Source organism: Kocuria sp. KSNUG, assembly GCF_049532735.1.
GTDB lineage: Bacteria > Actinomycetota > Actinomycetes > Actinomycetales > Micrococcaceae > Kocuria > Kocuria rhizophila.
On sequence record NZ_CP150981.1, the window covers coordinates 973,780 to 992,983 of the forward strand.

Consider the following 19,204-nt stretch of genomic DNA (forward strand, 5'->3'; position numbering starts at 1 on the left):
CAGTGCCCGGCGGCTCCTTCTCAGACGGGTGCGACCCTCACCGCCCCGCGTGCCCTCCCAGGCCCAGCGGCGCGTGCCGGTTCACGTCCTTGTACAGCAGGTACCGGAACGGTTTGGGGCCACCGGCGTAGCAGGCCTGCGGGCAGAACGCGCGCAGCCACATGAAGTCGCCCTCCTGGACCTCCACCCAGTCCTCGTTGAGCCGGTACACGGCCTGGCCCTCCAGGACGTAGAGCCCGTGCTCCATCACGTGGGTCTCCGCGAACGGGATGATCCCGCCGGGCAGGAACGTCACGATGGTCACGTGCATGTCGTGGCGCAGGTCCTTCTGGTCCACGAACCGCGTGGTGGCCCAGCGCCCCTCGGTGTCCGGCATGGGGGTGGGCTCGATGTCCCGCTCGTTGGTCACGAACGACTCCGGCTTCGGGACGCCCGCGACCTTCTGGTAGCGCTTGCGGATCCACATGAACCGGGTGTGCTCGCCCCCGCGGTTGTGCGCGGTCCACGTCTCGCCGGGGGCGATGAACGCGTACCCTCCCGGCGTGAGCTCGTGGGTGTCCCCGTCCCCGGGCTCGTCGCCCAGGGTCAGTTCCAGGGAGCCCTCCATCACGAACAGCACGGCCTCCGCGTCCGGATCGTCCTCGGGCTTGTCCGAGCCGCCGCCGGGCGCCACCTCCACGAGGTACTGCGAGAAGGTCTCCGCAAACCCGGTCATGGGCCGCGCGAGCACCCACAGCCGCGTGTCCTCCCAGAACGGCAGGTAGGAGGTCACGATGTCCCGCTGCGTTCCGCGCGGGATCACGGCGTACGCCTCTCGGAACATCGCCCGGTCCGTGAGCAGGTCCGTCTGCGGCGGGTGCCCCCCGCGGGTGGCCCAGTACGTGCGCTCGGTCATGGGGTTTCTCCTGTCTCGGGGCTCGTGCGGTCTCCCGCGGACGACGACGCCGCTGCGCCCGGGTTCGCCACGGCCCGCACCGTCTCCGGGTCCAGGCCCTTCTCGCGCAGCTCGTCCTCGCTCACCGCACCGCACAGTACCCCGCGCACCACGTAGCGGGCGAGGGCCCGTGCGGTGGCGGGCTCGTCCGCCACGTCCGCCGTCTCGATGCCGGGGACGGACCGGCCGGCGTAGGCAACCAGGCGGCGGGCGGCGTTGTCGAACGCCCCGCGGTAGAACGCGTAGTTGGTGAGGAAGCGCGTGGGCAGCTGGTGGGCGTGCAGGTCCCAGCCCTGGTAGATGCCGCGTTCCAGGGACCGGCGGACCAGGCGGGCGTGCAGTGCCCAGGTCTCGCGGCGCTGGGCGGCGTCCCCCACGGGCAGCCGGTTGGTGGAACCGTCCGAGAGGTGCACTCCGGTGCCGGCAACGGCCACCTGCATCACGGCCTTGGCGTGGTCCGCGGCCGGGTGCTCCAGGGACTGGAACTGCCCTGAGATCCCAATGGACGCGGAGTAGTCGTACGTGCCGTAGTGCAGGGCCGAGACCCGACCCTTCGCCGCGCGCAGCATCGCCGGAATGGGGCACGTGCCGTCCGGGCCCAGGATCATGGCCGGGGTCTCCATCTGGATCTCGAAGCGCAGCCGCCCGGCGGGCAGGTCCAGGGCGTCCTCGAACGCCTCGCACGCCTCCACCATCACGACCACCTGCTCCACCGCCGAGACCTTGGGCAGGGTGAGCACGAGCCCCCCGGGGAGCCCGTCCTCGCTGATCCCGGCCTCCGTGAGCCCGCCCTCGCGTACGAGGGTGCTCAGGAACAGGTCCAGGGTGCGCAGCCCGCGGATCCTGGTGGCCGCCTCGAAGCACTTGAAGCGGATGCCGGCGAAGGCCGGGGCCGGAGCCTCACCCGAGGCGCGGTTCCGGGCGAACGCGGCCACCGTGTGGGCGGCGCGCACGGCGTCGGCGTCCTCCTCAGCGTCCGGGCGCTCGCCGTAGCCGTCCTCGAGGTCCAGGCGCAGGTCCTCGACCGGTTCTGTGCGCAGCTTGCGCGCCACCCGCTCGACGAGATCGGGTGCGGCCGCGGCGTCGATCCCCGCGAGCTCGGCCAGGGCCCCGAGCCCGCCCGCATCCTCGGCCGCCGACGCCGCCGCAGCGCCCCACTCGGCGGGCGTCCGATCCGTGACGAGGTCGGCCGGGACGTAGCACGTGTGCACGGGCTGGCGGGTTCCGGAGTCCCCGGGGAGGAACCGTGCGAGGTCCGCGTCCGTGCCCGCGAGCAGCAGGTCCGCGCGGCGTGCGAAGCCCGCCGGCAGAGAGGGGCGGCCCCCGCCGCGCCGCGTGGGGCGGTCGTGGCGGGGGCCGGGGAGGCGTCCGGGTGCTCCGGTGTCACTTGCTGCCTTCCATGAGGTCGTAGGCGGACAGCGTGAGGAACGCGGGGTAGTCCTCTCTGAGCACCATGTCCGAGATGAGCTTGCCCGCGGGGACGAACCACTTCTCGTAGTTCTCCTGGTCGATCTCACCGCGCAGCACCTCGAGCTGCGTGTCCAGGGCGTCCGCCACCAGCTCGCGCGTGGCGGTGTTGCCGGTGTCCGTGTAGACCACGCCGTTCTTGATCTGCTGCCAGATCTGCGAGCGGGAGATCTCCGCGGTGGCGGCGTCCTCCATGAGGTTGTGGATGGCCACCGCGCCGCTGCCGGAGAGCCACACCGCCACGTAGCGGATGGCCACGTACAGGTTGGCGTTGAGCTCCTTCTCGGTGCGCTGGTCGCCCGCGGAGGGCACGTCCAGCAGCATCTCGGCGGTCACGTCCACATCTGGGCGCTGGTGGTCCACCTGGTTCGGCTTCTCGCCGAGCACGCCGTCGAAGACCTCCTGGCACACGGGCACGAGGTCCGGATGGGCCACCCACGAGCCGTCGAAGCCGTCCCCGGCCTCGCGGGTCTTGTCGTTGCGGACCTTCTCGAAGGCCGCCTTGTTGATCTCCTCGTCCTTGCGGGAGGGGATGAACGCGGCCATGCCGCCCATGGCGAAGGCACCCCGCTTGTGGCACGTCTGCACCAGCAGGTCCGTGTACGCGCGCATCAGGGGAGCGGTCATGGTCACGGCGGAGCGGTCCGCCAGGATGAACTTCTCCCCGGCATCGCGGAAGTACTTGATGATGGAGAACAGGTAGTCCCAGCGACCGGCGTTGAGCCCGGAGGCGTGGTCACGCAGCTCGTAGAGGATCTCGTCCATCTGGAACGCAGCGGGAATGGTCTCGATCAGCACGGTGGCGCGCACCGTGCCGTGCTCGATGCCCAGGTACTCCTCCGCGAACGTGAACACGTCGTTCCACAGCCGCGCCTCCAGGTAGGACTCCATCTTGGGGAGGTAGTAGTAGGGGCCCTGACCGTTCTCGATCAGCTGCTTGGCGGTGTGGAAGAAGTGCAGCCCGAAGTCCGTGAGGGAGCCGGAACCGGTCTTGCCGTTGACCGTGATGTTGTACTCGGGCAGGTGCCAGCCGCGCGGGCGCATGACCACCACGGCCAGGGGCACGTCCTCGCGGAGCTTGTACTCCTTGCCCTCCGGGGAGGTGAAGCCCAGGGTGCCGCGGGCGGCGTCGCGCAGGTTGGCGATCGCGTCCACCTGGTTGGCCCAGCTGGGGGACGCGGCGTCCTCGAGGTCCGCGAGCCACACCTTGGCACCGGAGTTCAGGGCGTTGATCGCCATCTTGGCGGGCGACGCCGGCCCGGTCATCTCCACACGCCGGTCCAGCAACGCCTCGGGGGCCGGAGCCACCTTCCAGTCGCCCTCCCGGACCTCGCGGGTCTCGGGGAGGAAGTCCATGGTGCCGGTCTCGGCGGCCTTCGTGCGGGCGGCCTCGCGCTGGCCGAGCAGCTCCTCACGGCGGTCCGCGAACTTCTCGTGCAGCGCCTCCACGAACGCGAGGGCCTCGTCCGAGAGGATCTCGTCCGCGGCGGCCACGTTCTGCGGGGTGGTGTGGGTGATGCTCATGGAGTGCCTCCAGGTATCCGTATTGTGGAAAAGTTATTCCATTACCACGAGTTTAGACATAGGATGTGACCCAGGACAAGGTCCTGCTGAGACGCAGGCCACACGCGTGCGGAGTCGCCGGAACCGCACAGTCCCGGCCACGTCGGTCCGGTCCCGCTGCGGCCTGGGCCGGCCGGCGGTGAGCCCCGCGCAAGACCACGGACGACCAGAGGAGCACACGGATGCCAGAGGGCAGGAGCACGGGCGGGGTGCAGTCCGTCGAACGGGTCTTCGGCCTGCTCGACATCATCACCGCCGCCGGAGGAGAGATCTCGCTGAGCGAGCTCGCGAGCAGGGCGCAGCTTCCGTTGCCGACCATCCACCGGCTGCTGCGCACGCTGATCCCCCTGGGATACGTGCGCCAGCTGCCCAACCGCAGCTACGCGCTGGGCCCGGGCCTCATCCGGCTGGGCAATGCGGCGGGGCTCGCGCTGGGCACGTACGCCCAACCCGTGCTGCAAGGGCTCGTGGACCAGCTCGGGGAGTCCGCCAACATGGCCGTGCTGGACGGGCGCATGGTCGTGTACGTGGGGCAGGCGCAGTCCTCCCACTCCATGCGCATGTTCACCGAGGTGGGCCGCCGCGCCCACCTGCACGGCACCGGCGTGGGCAAGGCCATCCTGGCCACCCTCCCCGAGGAGCAGGTGGTCTCGATCGTCACGTCCATGGGCATGCCCACCCCCACAGAGAAGAGCCTTGGCACGGTGGAGGAGCTGCTGGCAGACCTGGAGCTGATCCGCGAACGCGGCTACGCCGTGGACGACGAGGAGCAGGAGATCGGCGTCCGCTGCTTCTCCGTGCTCGTCCCGGACACCCCCACCCCCACCGCGATCTCGGTGTCCGGGCCCACCACGCGCGTGGACTGGGACTTCGGGGAGCGCGCGGTGCCCCTGCTGCGCGAGGCCGCAGTGCAGCTGTCCGGGCAGCTCTCCCGGGTGGGCTGACGCGGACGACGCCGCCGTGCCCCGCCTGGCTGGTCGCGCTTCACGCCGCCGAGGTGTGCGGCTGAGTCGCGGCTCTCACGGACCCGCCGTGCCCGCTCTGCCGCGCCCGGGGTGCGATTCAGCCGCGCTGCGGCAGGGCGGCGTCGTGCTCCGAGAGCAGTGACTCGAGGTGCGCGCCGTAGCCGCTCTTGCGCAGTGCGGTGGCCTGTTCCCGCAGCTGCTCGTCCGTGATCAGGCCCATGCGCCACGCGACCTCCTCGGGGCAGCCGATCGAGGTGCCCTGGCGCGCCTGGACGGTGCGGATGAAGTTGGTGGCGTCCGCGAGGGAGTCGAACGTTCCGGTGTCCAGCCACGCGGTGCCGCGCGGGAGCACGTGCACGGAGAGCTCGCCGCGGTCCATGTACATCCGGTTGAGGTCCGTGATCTCCAGCTCCCCGCGCGGTGAGGGCGTGAGCGAGCGGGCGAACTCCACCGCGCGCCGGTCGTAGAAGTAGAGCCCCGGGACGGCGTAGGCGCTGCGGGGGTGCTCGGGCTTCTCCTCGATGGCCACGGCCTGCCCTGCGGAGTCGAACTCCACCACGCCGTACGCGCTGGGATCCGCCACGCGGTAGCCGAAGATCGCGGCCCCCTGGAGATCGTGGAAGCGGCGCAGCTGGGTGCCCAGGCCGGGCCCGTAGAAGATGTTGTCGCCCAGGATCAAGCACACGCTGTCGTTCCCGATGTGCTCGGCGCCCAGCAGGAACGCCTGCGCGAGCCCGTCCGGGGACTCCTGCTGGGCGTAGCTGATCGCCGCGCCGAAGCGGGAGCCGTCCCCGAGCAACCGACGGAACTGGGTGGCGTCGTGCGGGGTGGTGATCACCAGGATCTCCCGGATACCCGCGAGCAGCAGGGTCGAGAGCGGGTAGTAGATCATCGGCTTGTCGTAGACCGGCACGAGCTGCTTGCTCACGCCCAGGGTCACGGGGTGCAGACGGGAGCCCGTGCCGCCCGCGAGGATGATGCCCTTCATGTCCCCATTGTGGCAGGGAACCATGAGCACACATCGAGGGGAGCGGTCAGTGCTCCTGTGGGTCCTTGGGTACCACGGGGATCTCCTGGGTCAGCGGCGCGGGGACCACGTCCCCGGCCGCGGTGATGACCGGGACCTCCTTGCCCTCGGAGTCCAGCAACTTGCCGTCCTTGACGGTGTCCCCCTCCTGCAGGTGGCTCTGCAGATGCTCGAGTGCCTCGATGGGCACGTAGCGCGGCGGGGCCTCCGTGAACACCGATCCGCGGCCCTCGGGCGGGTTGCCGAACGTGATCTCGTTGAACAGGATGTTGAGCACCACGGCGGCCACCGCAGCGGAGCTGATGCCCGAGTGGAAGATGGTCTCGAACCACGTGGGGAAGCCCGCGTAGATCTTCGGCGCCGCGATGGGCAGCATGCCGATCCCGATGCTCGTGGCCACGATGATCAGGTTGGGTGTGCCCTCGAACCTCACCTTCCCGAGCGTGCGGATTCCCGACGCCGCCACGGTTCCGAACAGCACGATGCCCGCACCTCCCAGCACGGGCACGGGCACCGCCGCGACCACGCGGCCCAGACCGGGAAGCAGCCCCAGCAGCAGCATGATCACGCCGCCGGCGGTCACCACGAAGCGGCTCTTCACACCGGTGATGGCCACCAGACCCACGTTCTGGGCGAACGCGGACTGGGTGAAACCGTTGAACACCGGGGAGATGAAGGACGCGCCCATGTCCGCGCGCAGCCCGTCCGCAATGCGCTTGCGGTCCACGTCCGTGCCCACGATCTCGCCCACGGCGATGATGTCCGCGGTGGTCTCCGTGAGGATCACGAGCACCACGATGGTCATGGAGATGATCGCGGCAGGCTGGAACGTGGGCGCTCCGAAGGCGAACGGCTGGGGGAGGGCGAACAGCGCGCCGTCACCCACCCGCGAGAAGTCCGCCATGCCCAGGGCCAGGGCCAGCAGCGTGCCCAGCACGATGCCCAGCAGGATGGACAGCCGGGAGACCAGGGCGCTGCGCACCTTGGACAGCACCATGATGATCAGCAGGGTGGCCCCAGCCAGGCAGACGTTGCGGAAGATCGCGTCCTCGTCACCCTTGGCGGCCACCGCGGCGCCGCCCATGGCCCACTGTGCGGCCACAGGGAAAAGGGACAGCCCGATGGTGGTGATGACCACGCCCGTGACCACGGGTGGGAAGAAGCGGATGATGCGCGCGAAGAACGGCGCCAGCACGAAGCCGATGGCCGCCGAGACCATCACCGCACCGAACACGGCCTGGATGCCACCGCCGCCGTTGACGATCGCCGTCATGGTGGCCACACCCGCGAAGGACGTGCCCTGGACCAGGGGGAGCTGCGAGCCGAAGAACCTGATGCCGAAGGACTGCAGCACCGTGGCGAGCCCTCCCACGAACAGGCAGCACGCCACCAGCAGGGCCTGCTCGTTGGCGGACAGCCCCGCCGCACCTCCCACGATCAGCGGCGGGGCGATGATCCCGCCGTACATGGTGAGCACGTGCTGGAAGCCGTAGCCGAAGCTCGCACCCAGTCCCAGGTACTGGTCCTCGGGGCGGGATGCCCTGGTGGGGGCTGTGGTGGATGACATGGCCGGCCTTCCGGGAAGTGTGTGGACGAGGCCCCCGCCGTGGACGATCCGGGCGGGGGCCTGCGCAGTGGTGGTGGGGACTCAGCAGAAGCCGGTGATGCCCATCCAGGCGTTCTCGTCCAGTGGGGCGTCCTTGCGCTGCACGGTGGCCTCGATCAGACCGAAGGGGCGGTCCGCCGCGTAGTGCGTCTCCTTGGGGTTCTCCATGCCGCAGAACCCCAGGTCGTAGACGAAGTGGTGCTTGTTGGGGCACGAGAACTTGATCTCGTCGATCTCCGGGTGGGCCTCGATCACGGCCTTGCCCATGAGGTAGAGCGTCTCCTGCAGGGCACGGGAGTAGTGGTCCGTGAACTTGTCCAGGATGATCCTCTTGACGTCCTCGTACACGGCGTCGAAGTCCACGTCCGTGGTGCTGTAGCGCCAGCGGGTGGCCACGTCCGTGGACATGATCCGGTCCGTGGTCTCGGGCAGGGTGGTGTACTGGTCCTTGGGGTAGCCCTCGAAACCGGACTCCGTGGACTTGAGCACCGTGAGGTCCTTGAAGCCGGAGATCACGGTGCTCCTCGGCCCGTCCGTGACCACCACGGCGGTGCGGACCTCCTGCTTGTTCTGCACGAAGCAGTGGTCGTGGTCGTTGATGCGGTCCCACGCATGCTCGTCCGCGGCCCACCGGCCACCGGAGACCCACTCGAACTCGGACGTGAAGTGCTCCGAGAGCTTGAGCAGCAGCGCCTCGGGGGAGTCCACCCCGTACTTCTGCACGAACGCGAACACGGTGTTCTTCTGGGTGTCCGTGGGCACGCAGTGGCCGTTGTCGCCCTGCGTGTGCACGGCGTCGAAGTCACCCCGCAGCTGGGACGTGACCACCAGGTCACGGATCACGTGGCGGTCGGTGTCGCGGTGGATGCGCACCACGTGGTTCTCCGCCTTGCCGTACTGGTTCTTGCCGAGCACTACGTCGGTCATGGTCCTCTGCTCCTTCGTCAGGAATGCGTGGGTGGTGGATCGGCAGCCGTCGACCGTGGGGTCGGCTCCTGGGTCAGCTGCCGCGGTACGTGGAGTACGCGAACGGGCTCAGCAGCAGGGGCACGTGGTAGTGGCCCTGCTCCTGACGCGCCGTGAAGTCCACCGAGACGAACGGGTAGAACGTCTCCAGCCCGCGGCCGGCGAAGTACGGCTCGGTCGCGAAGATGATCCGGTAGTGGCCGGACTCCAGGGTTTCGGGGCCGAGCTCGCTGACCCGGCCGTCCTCGTCGGTGGTGGCCGAGGCGAGCTCGCGGCCGTCGCCGGTGAGGAGCGTGACGTCGATCCCGGCGGCGGGGCAGCCGTGCACGGAGTCGAGGACGTGGGCGGAGATGAAGCTCATGACAGCGCTCCTTCGAGTCGCAGGACGGCGATCTGGCGCAGCTGCTCGGCCACTTCGCGGCGCTCGTCCTCGGGGGTGTTGGTCATCCGGCGGCGCGCCTCGGCGAGGATCTCGGGGAGGCTGCGACCCGCGGCGCGGATCAGGAACACGTGGCCGAAGCGCTGCTGGTAGTCCAGGTTGGCGCGCTCCAGCTCCGCTCTCACTGCGGCGTCCGCGTCCCCGAGCGCGGCCTGCTCACCGCGGGAGAGGCTCGCCTCGGTGGACTCGCCCTCCGCGCGGCGCCCGATCATCGGGTGGTGGGACAGGGCGCGCTCCAGCTCCTCGTCCGTGAACGGGCGGGCCGCCGTGCGTGCGGTGTCGAGGGCTGCGGCCACCGTGGTGTACGGGCGGTGGGACACGACCTCGTCGATCCAGCGGGGCACGTCCAGTGCAGGGCGCACGGCCGCGGCCGCGGCGGCGTCGTCGAGTGCGTTGAACTCGGTGAGGTCCACGGACCGGCCTCCTCGCCATCGTGGTCGCAAGTTTTCGCCATGTGAAAAACGAATTTCACCACAACCCAGTGAACTGGATCACAGGGCACGCGTCAAGCGTCGGCCCTGCCCCCGGTGGGAGCATCCGTGCGGGAGCCCGCACCGGAGCGGTGGTGTGCGGCAAGGCGTGCGGCCGTGGCTAGCATGAGGGCATGAAACCGTTCGTGCTGCTGGCCACCCGTGATGACGACGTCCTGGCGGACGAGGAGTACGAGGCCGTGGCGCGCTTCGGGGGGCTGAAGACCTCCCAGCTGGAGCGGATCCGCCTGGAGCAGGGAGATTTCCCCACCCTGGACCTGGACCGCTACAGCGGCATCATCGTGGGCGGCTCGCCGTTCAACTCCTCGGACCCCGCGGAGGAGAAGTCCAAGGTGCAGCGGCTCGCGGAGACCTGGATCAGCGGCCTGCTGGACGAGGTGGTGGCCCGCGACTACCCGTTCCTGGGTGCGTGCTACGGCGTCGGGACCCTCGGCATCCACCAGGGTGCGGTGGTGGACCGGACCCGCCCCGAGGAGGTGGGGCCCATCACCGTGACGCTCACCGAGGCGGGGCAGGCGGACCCGCTGCTCGCGGACATGCCCCGGGAGTTCAGTGCCTACGTGGGGCACAAGGAGGGCACCCGCGTGATGCCGCCGAACGCGGTGCTGCTGGCCGAGGGCTCGGTGTGCCAGGTGCAGATGTACCGCATCAAGGAGAACCTCTACGCCACGCAGTTCCACCCGGAGCTGGACGTGGAGGGTCTCGTGAACCGCATCCGCGTGTACAAGGACCTGGGCTACTTCAAGCCGGACGAGCTGGAGACCGTGATCGACCGTGTCACCAACGGTCCCGCCGTGGACCAGGCGCCCCGGGTGCTCAGCGCGTTCGTGGAGCGCTACGCCCGCTGACACCGCTCGCGGGCGCCCACGGACTACCGCGAGGACGAGCGCACGGCGGGCGCCCTGCACGATCCTGCGTCCCGGGCCCCGGACCGATACCGTGGGGGGATGAGTCACCCCAGCGCACCGTGGTCCCGTCCCGCTCCCTTCCCGACCGGCGCCCCGAGTGCACCGGCCCCGGGCGGGTTGGGGCCCGGCGCTCCGATGGGCGGGGCTCCGATGAACGGGGCCGCGGCCGGCGGAGCGCAGTCGGCTCCCCGGACTCGCACGTACTTCTACCACCGCCTGGCCCGCACGGACCCCAACCACCGCTGGTGGATGCCGCTGGTGGAGGGGCTGATCCTCTTCGGCATCTTCATCGTCCTGAGCATCCTGTTCGGGATCGTGCTGGCGCTCGCGTTCCCCGAGACCCTGACCGAGGACGTGCTGGCCGCCAACCAGCTGGACCCGGTCGTGTACTTCATGCTCTTCGCGTCCGTGGCGCTCCTGCTGCCCAGCGCCCTGCTGGCCCGGCTGGTCCTCGGCCCCCGGCCGCTCGGGCTGATCTTCTCGGTCACCGGCCGCATCCGGTGGAAGTGGCTGCTGCTGTGCTTCCTGGTGGCGGTGGGTATCTACGCGGTGGTCAACCTGGCGGGCATCGGCCTGGACCTCGCCACTGGTGGAACCCCCACCCCCGTGCAGCTCGCACCGGGCTTCGGCTGGCTGCTGGCCACCACGCTCATCGTGGTGCCCCTGCAGTGCACGGCGGAGGAAGTGGTCTTCCGCGGCTACCTGGCCCAGATGGTGGGCCGCTGGCTCAAGCACCCCGCGTGGGCCATCCTGCTGCCCGTCCCGCTGTTCGTGGCCGGGCACGTGTACGACGTGTGGGGCCTGCTCTCGGTGGGCATCATGGCGGTGTCCATGGGCATCGTCACGTGGCGCACCGGCGGACTCGAGGCGGGCATCGCCCTGCACGCCGTGAACAACATGACCGTCTCGCTGTTCGCCATGCTGGGGCTGGTGGACATGAACGAGACCAGCGGGGCTCCCACGGACCTGATCACCGAGGTGATCCTCAACGGGGCCTTCATCGCCCTGGTGTTCTGGCTCGTGAAGCGCCACCCGGAGGTCGCGGTCACCCGCACCGTGGTGCTCCCGCAGCCCCCGGCCCCGCCCCGGCTGCCGGCCGTGCGGCCCGCCGCGATCGCGGCGGACCGCTCCGGACTGGCCGCCTACCCCTACGACCCCGCCACGCAGACCTACCTGAGCCTGCCCCCGCAGTACGGCCCCTACGTGGTGCGGGACGGCCAGGGCCGCTACGTGGGTGTCCTGGACACCCGCGGCCCCGGTGAGATGCAGCCCACATACACTGGGCCCCATGACGGACAGTACTGACATGCACGCTTCCGCCCCGGCGCACGCCGCCGCGGACACCCCCGCCCACGCGGAGTTCGCCCGCGACCTCGGGCGGTTCGTGACGGCGTCCCCCAGCTCGTACCACGCCGTGGCCACCGCGGCCGCAGCGCTCGACGCCGCCGGGTTCACCGCCCTGGACGAGGCCCAGCCGTGGCAGCTCGGCGCGGGCCGCTGGTACACGGTGCGCGACGGCGCCCTGATCGCCTGGGTGCTCCCGTCCGGTGCCGCGCCGGGTGCGGGCTACCGCATCCTGGGTGCCCACACCGACTCCCCGGGCTTCAAGCTCAAGCCCCGCCCCACCACGGTGACCCACCGCTGGTACCAGGCGGGCGTGGAGGTCTACGGCGGTGCGCTGCTGAACTCGTGGCTGGACCGGGACCTGCGCTTCGCGGGCCGGCTCGTGGTGCGGGGCGCGGACGGCACGCCGCAGCGCCTGCTCACGAGCACCGGGCCCGTGGCCCGCATCCCGCAGCTGGCCATCCACCTGGACCGCACCGCCAACGACGCCCTGACCCTGGACAGGCAGCGCCACACCCAGCCCGTGTGGGGCGTGGGGGACGCCCAGGACGCCGATGTCCTCGCGTTGCTGGCGGACGCCGTCCACGCACCGGCCCCGGGCGGCACCGGGGAAGCCGGGAGCACGTCCGGTTCCGGCACCGCGCCGGGCGCCGAGACCTCTGCGGGGGAGACCCGCAGCGTGGATCCCGCGGACATCCTGGGCTACGACATCACGGTCGCGGACACCCAGGCCCCCGAGCTCATCGGCGCGCAGCAGAGCCTGCTGGCCAGTGGCCGCCTGGACAACCTCACCACCGTCCACGCGGGGCTGCGGTCCCTGGTGGAGCACGCGGAGGAGCTGGAGGCCGCGGAGCACGTGAGCGTGTTCGCCGCGTTCGACCACGAGGAGGTTGGCTCAGCCACCCGTTCCGGTGCCGCGGGCCCGTTCCTCGAGGACGTGCTCGTGCGCATCGGCGCCGCCCGCGGTGACTCCACCGATGACCACCGCCGCGCGCTCGCCCACTCCGTGTGCCTGTCCTCGGACGCGGGCCACCTGGTGCACCCCAACTACCAGGGCCACCACGATCCGGTGAACACCCCGGAGCCCGGCCGCGGCCCGCTGCTCAAGATCAACGCGCAGCAGCGCTACACCACGGACGCCGTGGGTGCTGCGGTGTGGGCGCAGGCATGCGAACGCGCGGGTGTCCCGTACCAGGAGTTCGTCTCCAACAACGGCGTGCCGTGCGGGTCCACCATCGGCCCCATCACCGCCACCCGCCTGGGCATCCGCACCCTGGACGTGGGCGTGGGCCTGCTGTCCATGCACTCGGCCCGCGAGCTCGTGCACACCGCGGACCTCTACGCCCTGCACCGCGCCATCGGGGGTTTCTGGCTGGACTGAGGCGCGCACGGCACGCCGCGCACCCTCCCACGCACGACGCCGCCCGGTGACCTTCGCGCAGAAGGCCACCGGGCGGCGTCGTCAGCAGGGCGCGCGGGGCGCCCGTGGTGCAGGAGCCGGTTACGGCAGCTGCAGCATGGAGATGTCCGCCATGCGGGCCATCACGCGCACCACCTGGCACGAGTAGCCGAACTCGTTGTCGTACCAGACGTAGAGCACCAACGAGTTGTTGTTCACGATGGTGGCCAGCCCGTCCACCACGCCCGCGCGGCGCGAGCCCACGAGGTCCGTGGAGACCACGTCCGGGGAGTCCACGTAGTCGATCTGCTTGCGCATGGCCGAGTTCAGGGAGATGTCCTTGAGGAACATGTTCACCTGCTCGGCGGACTCCGGGGCGTTCTCGAGCTGCAGGTTGAGGATCGCCATGGAGACGTCCGGGGTGGGCACGCGGATGGCGTTGCCGGTCAGCTTGCCCTTCATCACGGGCAGGGCCTTGGCCACGGCCTTGGCGGCACCGGTCTCCGTGATGACCATGTTGAGGGCGGCGGAGCGGCCGCGGCGGTCACCCTTGTGCCAGTTGTCGATCAGGTTCTGGTCGTTCGTGTAGGAGTGCACGGTCTCCACGTGGCCCTGGATGATCCCGTACTCGTCGTTGAGGACCTTGATCACCGGCGTGATGGCGTTGGTGGTGCAGGACGCCGCGGAGATGATGGTGTCCTGCGGGTCGATGTCCTGGTCGTTCACGCCGCACACGATGTTCTTCATGTCGCCCTTGCCGGGGGCGGTGAGCAGCACCTTGCCCACACCCTTGGAGCGCAGGTGCTGGGACAGGCCCTCCTCGTCGCGCCACACGCCGGTGTTGTCCACCACGAGGGCGTCGTGGATGCCGTAGGCGGTGTAGTCGATCTCCTCGGGGGAGTTGGCGTAGATGAACTGGATCGGCACGCCGTTGGCGGTGATCACGTTGTTCTCTTCGTCCACGGTGATCGTGCCGTCGAAGGAGCCGTGCACGGAGTCACGGCGCAGCAGGGACGCGCGCTTGACGAGGTCGTTGCCGGGCTTCTTGCGCACCACCACGGCACGCAGGTTCAGGCCGGTGCCGTCGTTGCGGTTGAGCAGGATGCGGGCGAGCAGGCGGCCGATGCGCCCGAAGCCGTAGAGCACCACGTCGCGGTTCTCGGCCTCGTTGCTGCCGTGCTGGTCCACCGCCGGGGCGAGCGCCTCGCGCAGGTAGCCGGTCAGGTCCGAGCCGCCGGACTCCGTGAAGCCCTGGTGGAGCTTGGCCACGTCCACGTTGCACACGCCCAGGTTCAGCTCACCCAGTGCCGTGACGATCTCCACGGTCTTCTCCAGGGGCATCTCCTCACCCATGATGCGGCGGGCGAAGCGGTGGACCTTGATGATGTCCGTGACGGACTTGTGCACCAGGGACCGGCCGAAGACGGTGGTGACCACCTTGTTGTTGCGGTGCAGCTGCCCCACCAGGGGGACCAGCTGCTCGGCGAGGGCTTCTCGTTCTGACCACGTGGCGCTCATGAGCATCCTTCTTCCTCGGCCCGGACGTCCTCGTGCGGGCCGTGTTGGTGTCGCGCGGCGGTGCGCGAGCTGGCGTGATGGAGCGCCCCGTGAGCGGCGCTGCTCGTCGGCCCCAGTTTACGTGCCCGCGCGCCCCCTCGTGGTCTGTGCCCACGGATGACGACGCCGCCCGCACGGGGCGGGCGGTGGCCGCTTTGCTACCGTGGAGCCATGTTGACCGTGATCGGTGAGGCCCTCGTGGACGTGGTGTCCCGCAGCGGCGAACAACCCCGGGCCCACGTGGGTGGAAGCCCCATGAACGTGGCCGTGGGCCTGGCCCGGCTGGGTCACCAGGTGCAGTTCCTGGGCCGCTACGGCCAGGACGAGTACGGCCACCAGGTGGTCGAGCACCTGCGCGGCAACGGGGTGCGGCTGCCGTTCGAGGCGGATGACCGCCCCACCTCGGTGGCTCAGGCCGTCCTGGACGAGAACGGCGCGGCGGACTACGACTTCCAGCTGGACTGGTCCCTGGACGTGTCCCCGGTTCGGATCGACGAGATCCTCGCGGACACGGACCTGCTGCACGTGGGGTCGATCGGCGCCATGCTGGAACCCGGCGCAGCCGTGGTGCGGCAGGCGCTCGAACGCGCACACCGTCACGCGCTGATCTCCTACGACCCCAACTGCCGCCCCTCGATCATCCCCGACTCCTCGGACGCCCGCGCCCGCGCGGAGCAGATCGTGGGTCTCGCCCACGTGGTCAAGGCCTCGGACGAGGACCTGCTCTGGCTCTACCCGCACCGCACCGTGGAGGACTCCGCCCGCGCGTGGCTGGACGCCGGCGTCCGACTCGTGGTGGTCACCCGCGGCGCCATGGGGCCGTGGGCGCTCAGCCGCGGCACGGGGCGCGACGGCGTGACCGTCCCCGCCGCGAAGGTCACCGTGGCGGACACGGTGGGCGCGGGGGACTCCTTCATGGCCGCGCTGCTCTGCGGTCTCGCGGACCGCGAGATCCTGGGAGCCTCCGGGGCGTCCTCGCTCGAGCAGCTGGGTGCGGACGAGGTGACCGCGCTGCTGGGCTACGCCGCCGCGGCCGCGGGCGTCACGGTGTCCCGCTCCGGGGCGCAGCTGCCCACCCGAGAGGACCTGCCCCCGGGCGGCTGAGAGCCCGCCACCGCACCCGCCCCCACCAGAACCTGCTGCGCCCGGCAGGACCGTCTGAGCAGGGCCACCCCGCCGCCCTGGCCGGATGGACCGCAGAACCCTCCGGACAGCACCGTCCGGACAGCACCACCCCGCGAGATGAGAGGAACACCGTCATGTACGACCGTCATCCCTACGCCGATCTCCCCGAGCTGCCCACCTTCACCGTGACCTCCACGGACGTGACCGACGGCGAGCCCGTGGCCACGCCCCAGGTCTCCGGGATCATGGGCGCCGGGGGAGAGGACGTCTCCCCGCAGCTGTCGTGGTCCGGCGCTCCGGAGGGCACGCAGTCCTACGTGGTGACCGTGTTCGACCCGGACGCCCCCACCCCCAGCGGGTTCTGGCACTGGTGCCTGTCCAACATCCCGGCGGACGTCACCGAGCTGGCGACCGGGGCGGCGTCGAACCCCCCGAAGGGCGCCGTGAAGCACCGCAACGACGGCGGCACGGACGAGTACCTGGGTGCTGCGCCGCCCGAGGGCCACGGTCCGCACCGCTACATCATCTGCGTGACGGCCGTGGACGTCCCCGAGCTCGAGGTGGACGAGAGCGCGAGCCCCGCCGTGGTGAACTTCACCCTGTCCTCCCACGCCCTGGGACGCGCGTTCCTCACGCCCACGTACGAAGTGAAGTAGACGCGGTGGCGGAGCAGACAGAGGATCCGGGGCGGGGGCCCGTCCGGCTGATCGCGAGCGATCTGGATGGGACCGTCCTGGGCCCGGACTTCCGCTTCCGCCCCCGCACCCTGGAGGCCATCACCGCGGCCCGGGACGCCGGGATCCAGGTGGTGTTCGTGACCGGGCGCCCCAAGCGGTGGCTGGACCCCCTGCACGAGCAGCTCGACGACGTGGGTGTGGTGATCTGCTCCAACGGCGCCGTGGTCTTCGACCCCGGAACGGAGCGCGTGCTGCGCGCCAACGGCTTCGACGTGGCCGAGGCGCTGCCCGTGATCGAGGACGTGCGCCGGGCGTTCCCGGACTCGCTGTTCGCCGCGGAGACCCTGGACGCCGTGCACACGGACCACGGCTGGGCGCGCACGGACCGCATGGAGATCCGGGACGTCACCGAGGCACCCGTGACCGAGACCCTGCGCGCCGGCACCCAGGTGGTCAAGCTGCTCGCCAAGCTGGACGGTGCGGAGCCGGAAGCCTACTTCGAGGCCGTCCGTGACGTGGTGGCGGGCAGGCTCGCGGTCACCCACTCCGTGGCCGCCGCCCCGCTCGTGGAGATGGGCCAGCGCGGGCTCACCAAGGCGCGCACCCTCGAGCACTTCGCCGCCGAGCTGGGGATCTCCCGCCACGAGGTGATGGCCTTCGGGGACATGCCCAACGACCTCGAGATGCTCACGTGGGCCGGGCGGGGCTACGCCATGGCGGACGGGCACCCGGGCGTCGTCGCCGCCGTGGAGCGCACCGCACCGGCCTTCACCGAGGACGGGGTGGCGCAGGTGATCGAGCGGTACCTGGCGGGGGAGGAGCACGACCCCGCGGCCGCGTCCCGCAACCTCGCCGCCCAGCCCGAGACCTCCGCCCAGGAGGCCGCGGGCGGGCAACCGGGGCCCTCGGCGCACGCCGGGCTTTCCGGACACCCCGCACACCCCGACCCCACTGCCCGCCCCGGGCGCTCCGGTGCGCCCGCCACCGAGGAGGACCATGCCTGAGACCCCGCGCACGCCGTCCGGCGCCGATGTCCGCGCCGGCCGGAACCCCGCCGCTCTCGCCCACCGCGGGTTCTCCCCGGACGGGCACGAGAACACGATGGCCGCGTTCCGGGCCGCCGCGGAGCTGGGCTTCGTGTGGCTCGAGACGGACGTGCACACCACGAGCGACGGCGTGGTCGTGGCGTTCCACGATCCCACGCTGGAGCGGGTCACCGGTACGGACGGGGACGTCAACGAGTTCACGTGGGAGCAGCTGCGTGAGCTGCGGGTGGGCGGGGAGCACGGCATCCCCACCCTCACCGAGCTGCTGCGCGAGCTGCCGGACGCGTGCCTGAACATCGACGTCAAGGACGAGGCCTCCGTGGCCGCGCTGCCCGAGGTGCTCGCCCGGGAGGGTGCGGCGGACCGGGTGCGGGTCACCTCGTTCTCCGAGTCACGACGACGCCGCACGCTCGCCCGGACAGCGCACCTCACCGGGCGCCGGGTCCGGACCTCCGCCGGAACACTCGGCACCGCCGGGTTCCTCGCGGTGTCCGCGGTGGCGCCGCTCACGGACCGGCTCTCGCCGCGGATTGCCACGGCACTGTGGGCGGGTCACCGCCGGGCGTGGGCCCGGGTGGTGGCGCCGTTCGACACCCTGCAGCTGCCCGAGCACCACACCCTGGACCTGCCCCTGGGGAGGAAGGTCACCGTGCGGATCGTCTCCCCGCGGTTCCTGGAGTTCGCCCACCGGGAGGGGATCGCCGTGCAGGTGTGGACGGTCAACGAGCCCGCGGACATGCACCGGCTGCTGGACATGGGCGTGGACGGGCTCATCACGGACCGGGCGGATCTGCTGCGGGCCGTGCTGGAGCAACGCGGCCAGTGGCCGCCGGACGCGCAGCTCTGACGCCCGCCCCGGCACCACGCGCGACGTTCTCGTCGTGCTCAGTCGGCGCGTTCCCCTCCGCCGGGGCGTTCCGCCGACAGCCCGAGCACCGGGCCGTTGCCCAGCACATCCTCACCCGACACGCCCGCGCGCGGACCCCCCTCGACGGGGTGCGTGACGCGTCCCGGGCGTCGCATCCGCCGGGCGACCACAGGCCCTGAGCGGGCTCGACGGGGTTCGACGCGAGGGGAACGGAGCTGCCCGCCTCACCCGTTCGGGTCCCGCGGCGCGGTAGCTTGGGGGGTGATCGGGGCCACGGGTGATCTCGGGATCGCCTCTGCGGTCCCGGTGACCGTCCGACGAGCCGAGGGAGGCCGCATGCACTGCACGGCCGTTCCCCCTGCCCTCGTCCGCACCTGGACCGCGGCGTCGCCCTCGACGTGCGCACTGCCTCCGAGCAGACCCACCCACCCCGAGCAGTCGGCCATCTACCGCCGCCGGCTCACCGTCCAGGCGCCCCTGCGGGGCCACCGCGTGGTGGCGTCCCGCCTGAGCAAGATCCCGTAGCTGGGCCCACGCCCCTTCGTGCCGCCCGTGATCCCGGGTGCGCACCGGCACTGCCCGCGACGACCCGCGTCGTTCCGCACGCCCGCGACCACCCAGCCCGCGAAGACCCAGCCTGCGAGGACCCATGAACCCTGTGCCACCGTCCGCCCTGCCGCCCCGAGGTCCTGATCCCGGGAGCCGGGCCTCCCGTTCGAGGCCGAACGCACCGGGCCGCGCCACCCGTGCCGGCGTGAGTCGGCGCGGGTTCATGGGACTGGGCGCCGCGGCGGCGTCGTTGGCGCTGGCGGGCTGCAGCAG

Annotated in this window: 18 protein-coding genes; 9 read left to right on the forward strand and 9 right to left on the reverse strand. The window is 71.1% G+C overall.

The window, feature by feature from the left end:
• Positions 1–37 precede the first annotated feature (37 nt).
• The 3 genes from AABM36_RS04250 to aceB form a co-directional block, all read right to left on the reverse strand.
• Positions 38–895: a bifunctional allantoicase/(S)-ureidoglycine aminohydrolase gene (locus tag AABM36_RS04250; RefSeq protein ID WP_406925383.1), complete on the reverse strand. Its 858-nt coding sequence runs from the start codon at positions 893–895 to the stop codon at positions 38–40.
• Positions 892–2,244 (reverse strand): DUF6986 family protein, encoded by a 1,353-nt coding sequence (locus AABM36_RS04255; RefSeq protein ID WP_423447909.1) that lies wholly within the window; start codon positions 2,242–2,244, stop codon positions 892–894. The genes AABM36_RS04250 and AABM36_RS04255 overlap by 4 nt, the downstream gene beginning before the upstream one ends.
• Before the next feature lie 73 nt (positions 2,245–2,317).
• Positions 2,318–3,925, reverse strand: a complete 1,608-nt coding sequence (gene aceB, locus AABM36_RS04260) for a malate synthase A (RefSeq protein WP_406925381.1) — start codon at positions 3,923–3,925, stop codon at positions 2,318–2,320.
• Positions 3,926–4,146: 221 nt separating this feature from the next.
• On the opposite strand from aceB, the gene AABM36_RS04265 reads away from it, so the two are divergent.
• Positions 4,147–4,908: an IclR family transcriptional regulator gene (locus AABM36_RS04265; RefSeq protein ID WP_406925380.1), complete on the forward strand. Its 762-nt coding sequence runs from the start codon at positions 4,147–4,149 to the stop codon at positions 4,906–4,908.
• Positions 4,909–5,026: 118 nt separating this feature from the next.
• Here AABM36_RS04265 and rfbA read toward each other — a convergent pair whose 3' ends face one another.
• The 5 genes from rfbA to uraD all read right to left on the reverse strand — a co-directional run bounded on the left by rfbA (position 5,027) and on the right by uraD (position 9,380).
• A complete protein-coding gene (rfbA, locus tag AABM36_RS04270) occupies positions 5,027–5,917 on the reverse strand; it encodes a glucose-1-phosphate thymidylyltransferase RfbA (RefSeq protein ID WP_406925379.1) in 891 nt (296 codons plus the stop codon).
• Between the two features lie 46 nt (positions 5,918–5,963).
• Positions 5,964–7,523: a nucleobase:cation symporter-2 family protein gene (locus tag AABM36_RS04275; RefSeq protein ID WP_406925378.1), complete on the reverse strand. Its 1,560-nt coding sequence runs from the start codon at positions 7,521–7,523 to the stop codon at positions 5,964–5,966.
• A gap of 81 nt (positions 7,524–7,604) precedes the next feature.
• Positions 7,605–8,489: a factor-independent urate hydroxylase gene (pucL, locus tag AABM36_RS04280; protein WP_406925377.1), complete on the reverse strand. Its 885-nt coding sequence runs from the start codon at positions 8,487–8,489 to the stop codon at positions 7,605–7,607.
• Between the two features lie 73 nt (positions 8,490–8,562).
• Positions 8,563–8,889 (reverse strand): hydroxyisourate hydrolase, encoded by a 327-nt coding sequence (gene uraH, locus AABM36_RS04285; RefSeq protein ID WP_406925376.1) that lies wholly within the window; start codon positions 8,887–8,889, stop codon positions 8,563–8,565.
• Positions 8,886–9,380, reverse strand: a complete 495-nt coding sequence (uraD, locus tag AABM36_RS04290) for a 2-oxo-4-hydroxy-4-carboxy-5-ureidoimidazoline decarboxylase (protein ID WP_406925375.1) — start codon at positions 9,378–9,380, stop codon at positions 8,886–8,888. The genes uraH and uraD overlap by 4 nt, the downstream gene beginning before the upstream one ends.
• Positions 9,381–9,571: 191 nt before the next feature.
• Here uraD and AABM36_RS04295 point away from each other — a divergent pair, with 191 nt between their 5' ends.
• The 3 genes from AABM36_RS04295 (at position 9,572) to AABM36_RS04305 (ending at position 13,091) form a co-directional block, all read left to right on the forward strand.
• Positions 9,572–10,306 carry a glutamine amidotransferase gene (locus AABM36_RS04295; RefSeq protein WP_406925374.1) on the forward strand — a complete coding sequence of 245 codons (735 nt, stop codon included), beginning with the start codon at positions 9,572–9,574 and terminating at the stop codon, positions 10,304–10,306.
• A 210-nt stretch (positions 10,307–10,516) separates the two neighbouring features.
• On the forward strand, positions 10,517–11,671 hold the full coding sequence (locus tag AABM36_RS04300) for a lysostaphin resistance A-like protein (RefSeq protein WP_423447491.1): 1,155 nt from the start codon (positions 10,517–10,519) through the stop codon (positions 11,669–11,671).
• A gap of 1 nt (position 11,672) precedes the next feature.
• Positions 11,673–13,091 (forward strand): M18 family aminopeptidase, encoded by a 1,419-nt coding sequence (locus AABM36_RS04305; protein WP_423447911.1) that lies wholly within the window; start codon positions 11,673–11,675, stop codon positions 13,089–13,091.
• A gap of 120 nt (positions 13,092–13,211) precedes the next feature.
• Here the strand turns inward: AABM36_RS04305 and AABM36_RS04310 are convergent, their stop codons facing one another.
• Positions 13,212–14,627 carry a glyceraldehyde-3-phosphate dehydrogenase gene (locus tag AABM36_RS04310; RefSeq protein ID WP_406018957.1) on the reverse strand — a complete coding sequence of 472 codons (1,416 nt, stop codon included), beginning with the start codon at positions 14,625–14,627 and terminating at the stop codon, positions 13,212–13,214.
• A gap of 210 nt (positions 14,628–14,837) precedes the next feature.
• Between AABM36_RS04310 and AABM36_RS04315 the strand changes: the two genes are divergently transcribed.
• From AABM36_RS04315 to AABM36_RS04335, 5 genes are all read left to right on the forward strand, one after another.
• Positions 14,838–15,770 carry a carbohydrate kinase family protein gene (locus tag AABM36_RS04315; protein ID WP_406018959.1) on the forward strand — a complete coding sequence of 311 codons (933 nt, stop codon included), beginning with the start codon at positions 14,838–14,840 and terminating at the stop codon, positions 15,768–15,770.
• A gap of 155 nt (positions 15,771–15,925) precedes the next feature.
• Positions 15,926–16,447: a YbhB/YbcL family Raf kinase inhibitor-like protein gene (locus tag AABM36_RS04320; protein ID WP_423447493.1), complete on the forward strand. Its 522-nt coding sequence runs from the start codon at positions 15,926–15,928 to the stop codon at positions 16,445–16,447.
• A gap of 5 nt (positions 16,448–16,452) precedes the next feature.
• A complete protein-coding gene (locus AABM36_RS04325) occupies positions 16,453–17,472 on the forward strand; it encodes an HAD family hydrolase (protein ID WP_423447495.1) in 1,020 nt (339 codons plus the stop codon).
• Positions 17,465–18,361, forward strand: a complete 897-nt coding sequence (locus AABM36_RS04330; RefSeq protein ID WP_423447497.1) for a glycerophosphodiester phosphodiesterase family protein — start codon at positions 17,465–17,467, stop codon at positions 18,359–18,361. The genes AABM36_RS04325 and AABM36_RS04330 overlap by 8 nt, the downstream gene beginning before the upstream one ends.
• A gap of 357 nt (positions 18,362–18,718) precedes the next feature.
• Positions 18,719–18,907 carry a hypothetical protein gene (locus AABM36_RS04335; protein WP_406018967.1) on the forward strand — a complete coding sequence of 63 codons (189 nt, stop codon included), beginning with the start codon at positions 18,719–18,721 and terminating at the stop codon, positions 18,905–18,907.
• The last annotated feature ends 297 nt before the right edge of the window (positions 18,908–19,204 follow it).

Excerpts from the sequence above, each read along its gene's own strand:
- AABM36_RS04250 (WP_406925383.1), bottom strand. The coding sequence starts at position 895 with ATGACCGAGCGCACGTACTGGGCCACCCGCGGGGGGCACCCGCCGCAG.
- aceB (WP_406925381.1), bottom strand. The coding sequence starts at position 3,925 with ATGAGCATCACCCACACCACCCCGCAGAACGTGGCCGCCGCGGACGAG.
- AABM36_RS04265 (WP_406925380.1), top strand. The coding sequence starts at position 4,147 with ATGCCAGAGGGCAGGAGCACGGGCGGGGTGCAGTCCGTCGAACGGGTC.
- rfbA (WP_406925379.1), bottom strand. The coding sequence starts at position 5,917 with ATGAAGGGCATCATCCTCGCGGGCGGCACGGGCTCCCGTCTGCACCCC.
- AABM36_RS04275 (WP_406925378.1), bottom strand. The coding sequence starts at position 7,523 with ATGTCATCCACCACAGCCCCCACCAGGGCATCCCGCCCCGAGGACCAG.
- pucL (WP_406925377.1), bottom strand. The coding sequence starts at position 8,489 with ATGACCGACGTAGTGCTCGGCAAGAACCAGTACGGCAAGGCGGAGAAC.
- uraH (WP_406925376.1), bottom strand. The coding sequence starts at position 8,889 with ATGAGCTTCATCTCCGCCCACGTCCTCGACTCCGTGCACGGCTGCCCC.
- AABM36_RS04295 (WP_406925374.1), top strand. The coding sequence starts at position 9,572 with ATGAAACCGTTCGTGCTGCTGGCCACCCGTGATGACGACGTCCTGGCG.
- AABM36_RS04300 (WP_423447491.1), top strand. The coding sequence starts at position 10,517 with ATGAACGGGGCCGCGGCCGGCGGAGCGCAGTCGGCTCCCCGGACTCGC.
- AABM36_RS04305 (WP_423447911.1), top strand. The coding sequence starts at position 11,673 with ATGCACGCTTCCGCCCCGGCGCACGCCGCCGCGGACACCCCCGCCCAC.
- AABM36_RS04310 (WP_406018957.1), bottom strand. The coding sequence starts at position 14,627 with ATGAGCGCCACGTGGTCAGAACGAGAAGCCCTCGCCGAGCAGCTGGTC.
- AABM36_RS04315 (WP_406018959.1), top strand. The coding sequence starts at position 14,838 with ATGTTGACCGTGATCGGTGAGGCCCTCGTGGACGTGGTGTCCCGCAGC.
- AABM36_RS04320 (WP_423447493.1), top strand. The coding sequence starts at position 15,926 with ATGTACGACCGTCATCCCTACGCCGATCTCCCCGAGCTGCCCACCTTC.
- AABM36_RS04330 (WP_423447497.1), top strand. The coding sequence starts at position 17,465 with ATGCCTGAGACCCCGCGCACGCCGTCCGGCGCCGATGTCCGCGCCGGC.
- AABM36_RS04335 (WP_406018967.1), top strand. The coding sequence starts at position 18,719 with ATGCACTGCACGGCCGTTCCCCCTGCCCTCGTCCGCACCTGGACCGCG.